The 3,501-nt window shown below is 76.3% G+C and carries 2 protein-coding genes; one reads left to right on the forward strand and one right to left on the reverse strand.

Features of this window, described 5'->3' with window-relative positions; translation table 11 throughout:
* Positions 1-39: 39 nt before the first annotated feature.
* Positions 40-1,530: a S8 family serine peptidase gene (locus AB0J68_RS29415; protein ID WP_354863121.1), complete on the reverse strand. Its 1,491-nt coding sequence runs from the start codon at positions 1,528-1,530 to the stop codon at positions 40-42.
* Between the two features lie 194 nt (positions 1,531-1,724).
* Here AB0J68_RS29415 and AB0J68_RS29420 point away from each other — a divergent pair.
* On the forward strand, positions 1,725-3,501 hold a 1,777-nt coding region (locus AB0J68_RS29420), incomplete at its 3' end, for a hypothetical protein (protein ID WP_363941810.1).

A 3,501-nucleotide genomic window follows, 5' to 3' on the forward strand; every position in this document is an offset into this window, starting at 1 on the left:
CCCGCTCGGGATGACCGGGGGCGCCGGCCGTCGTGCGGGTCAGCCGGCGTACCGGCGGCGGCGCATCCGGAACACCAGGAAGCCGCCCGCGCCGAACGCCAGGGCGAGACCCAGGAGTACGGCGAACAGCGTGCCCCCGCCACCGCGGTTCGCCTGGGCGGCGGCCGGGTCCCGACCGCCCACGGAGGGCGCCACCGAGGCAGCGGGGTTGATCATGCCGGAGCCGTACCGGGAATCACCCTCGGCCACCTGCCCGCCGACCGGGTCGGCGGTGCCGCGGATGCGCTCCTTCACCTGCGCGGCGGTGAGATCGGGCTGGGCGGCCCGGATCAGCGCGGCCTCGCCGGCCACGAACGCCACCGCGAACTCGGTGCCGGTGTTGCCGACGACCTTGCCGCCGCCCACGCCGAGCGTCGCCACCTCGATGCCGGGGGCGACCACCTCGACCGAGCCGTCGAGATACTTCTCGGCGAGCTGGCCGCCCGCGCCGACGCCGCCGGTGAGCACCAACGCCCCGCCGCCGGATCCGCCGCGCGGCGACGGAAGCGTGGTGGGTTTGACCGGCGCACCCGCCACCACCACTACGTCGTGCTCCAGCGCGGTGGCCAGCGACGCCGCGACCGCCGGATCGGCCAGGTCGACCCGGGAGCCGAGCGCGACCACCGAGGCACCCGTGCTGACCGCCACCTCGATGGCCGTCGCCGCGTCGGCCGGCCGGGCGTCGCCCGAGGAGCGGACCATCCGCACCGGCACGATGGTCGCGTCCGGCGCGAGCCCCACCGGGCTGCCCTCGACGCTGTCGTCGGCGGCGATGATGCCGGCCATCGCCGTACCGGAACCCAGGCAGTCCTCGTCACCGCGCCCGTTGCCGACGGTGACGTCCGCGCCCACCGCGACCCGGCCGCTGAGCTGCTGGAGCCCGGCGTCGACCCCGCTGTCGACGACGGCGACCTTGACCCCGTTGCCACGGGTCAGGGTCCACGCGCTGTCGGCCGCCATCCGCAGTTGCGCCCACTCCGACCGGCCGCTCGACGCGGTCGTGGCGGTGCACCGCGCGGCCGGGCCGCCGCCACCGGGAGAGCGCGAGGCCGTGTGACTGGGGCTCGGCGACGGGCTGCCGTCCGGCCGTACGCTCGGCGAACGCGCCGGGGTGGGGCCGGCGGACGGCTTGCGGGGGGCCGGCAGCTGTCCGTACTCGACGCCCTGGCCGGCGGCGTCCCACGGCAGCACCAGGTACCACCCGGCCTTCAGGGCGGCCGGGTCGGTCAGCCGGCCCCCGTCCGGCTGGACCCGACCGGTGTTGAGCTGGTAGATCTCGGCGGACCGCTCGCCGCTGCCGAGGAAGCGCCGGGCGATCTCGGTGAGATTCTCCGGCTGGCCCTGGTAGCGCGCCGTGACCAGGTAGTACTTCACGTACGGCTCGGTGTCCGGCGCGGACCCGGCGGCCGAGGGCCGTGGCGCGGCCAGGATCGCGCAGCCGACCATCACCACCACGAGCAGTCGAGCAAGGATGGAGTGCTTCGCCAGCACCGGGTTCCCCTTCCGTCACCGCGGCCCAGACCGATCAGCCGCCACCGTCTATTGCGGATCAGCGGCGACTTCGTTCAAATCAATCTGAACCAGATTTCCATGGCGCCCGTCATGGAGAACGCCGAGGGTACCGGCCCTCGATGTCGGGCAGCTCCGGCCGCCGGTGGGGCGTCGGTGGAACGAAGGCGGGGACGGTGGTGACAGAGCTGGCGCAGGCCATGGACGGCCGGGGGATCGACCGGGTGCCGAGCACCCGCCGCTTCGACCCGCGCCGGCACCGGCGGGTGCCCGGCCTGCTGGATCTCTGGCTGGTCTGCGGTCCCCGGGGGCGGCCGGCGTTGCCGGGCGAACCGGACCGCCCGCTGGACGCGCCCGCCGTGGCGGACCTGGTGCGGCGCACCGGGGACGTCGCGGACGACGTGCGGATCCTCGCTGACGACGGCGCCCGCCACGCCGAACTGTTCACCGAGGTGGCCGGCCTGCTGGGGCACGACGTGCTGGTCAGCCCCGACGGCGCGGACATCCGGCAGGTGCTGGCCGGGCGCGCCCCCGACGCCGACGACGGCCCGCTGCACGCGCTGCCCCTGGACCGGGTCACCCGCCAACCGATGGACTGGCTGGTGCTGCAACCACCCGACCTGGCAACCCCGCTGCCCGGCTGGTTCGCCATGAAGGACGGTCTGGTCCGGCCCCGGACCGGGGTGGTCAACCTGCCGTTGGCTACCGGTGTGGCGTTGGCCACCCGGGCGGACTTCGTGGCCCGCCGAGCCACCGCCCACCGGCTCGGCGCCACCATGTCCGAGCTGGTCACGGTCTCGGTCACGGCCCGCTCCGGCGGCTTCCTGATCGGCGACTACAGCGGCACCCAGCAGGTACGCGACGCCGGGCACCTAGCCGCGCTCCTCGGCGACCTGCCGCTCTACGGCGCCGACCTGCGGCTGTGGCTCACCTGGCCGTCCGAGCCGGACGAGCAGGCGAAGCTCGTCACCCAGGCCGCCGAGCTGGCCGAAACCACCGGCGCCACGGTCTGGACCCCACCGCCGGGCGGCCGGGCGGAACTCGTCGGCGACCACCACGACCTGCGCGCGCTCGACGCGGCGGGTGGCGTGACGCAGTGGCAGGCCCACCGACCGCGCTACGCAGACAGCCCGCCGGCCGTCGACGCGACCCCCGACGGCCTGCTGGTGCCCCGCTCGTTGCGACAGCGCATCGTGGTGGCCGACGCTCCGGACGGCGACCGGCCGGTGGACACCGCGTCGGACGACACCGCTCCGTCCAGGGCCACGCGGGCCGGCACCCCGCCGGAACGACACGAGGCCGCCCGGCCGGCGCCCTCGGCCCGCCCGACGCTGGCCGCCGAGACCCGCCGCGCGGGCCGGTACGGGCCACCGTGGCTGCGCCCCGGCCAGCAGGTCAACGTCACCGCGTTCGAGGCGTTCGTGCCGGTCACCGGCGACCTGGAACGGGCGGCGACCGACGGCGTACCCAGCGCGGAGCTGTTCCTGGTCGCCCACCTCGACCCGCGGTCCGCGCCGCACCGGTCGGACCTCCTGCGCGTCCGGATCTCCCCGGGCGGCGCGATCCCGGTGCAGGTGCTGCGCTCCCACGTCCCGGCGCGCCTGCAGTATCTGCTCGGTGCCCCGGACACCTATCTGCTGCCGGCCGGCCGGCTGGAGCGGGCGCGCGTGCGGGACGGATTCCGGGCCACCGACGACGGCGGGCTCCAACCCGTCGACGGGCTGGACTGCGGGTCGCTGCGGATTCGGTCTGCGCCGGCGAGCGCGTCGAGCGGTGGGCTGCCGCACGACGTCAGCCGGTGGCCGGCGCACGGCACCCGGCGGGCGTACGCGCTGTTGCCGGCGCGGTCCCGCGGCCTGGCGCCGGGCTGGTTGCCGCTGTCCCGGCGGCGGCCGGCGGCGCGGGCCGGGCGGCTGCTCGTGGAGGTGCGGGTGCCGCGCGGCCGGACGGTCG

Source organism: Micromonospora sp. NPDC049580, from assembly GCF_040675595.1.
Classification (GTDB): domain Bacteria; phylum Actinomycetota; class Actinomycetes; order Mycobacteriales; family Micromonosporaceae; genus Micromonospora.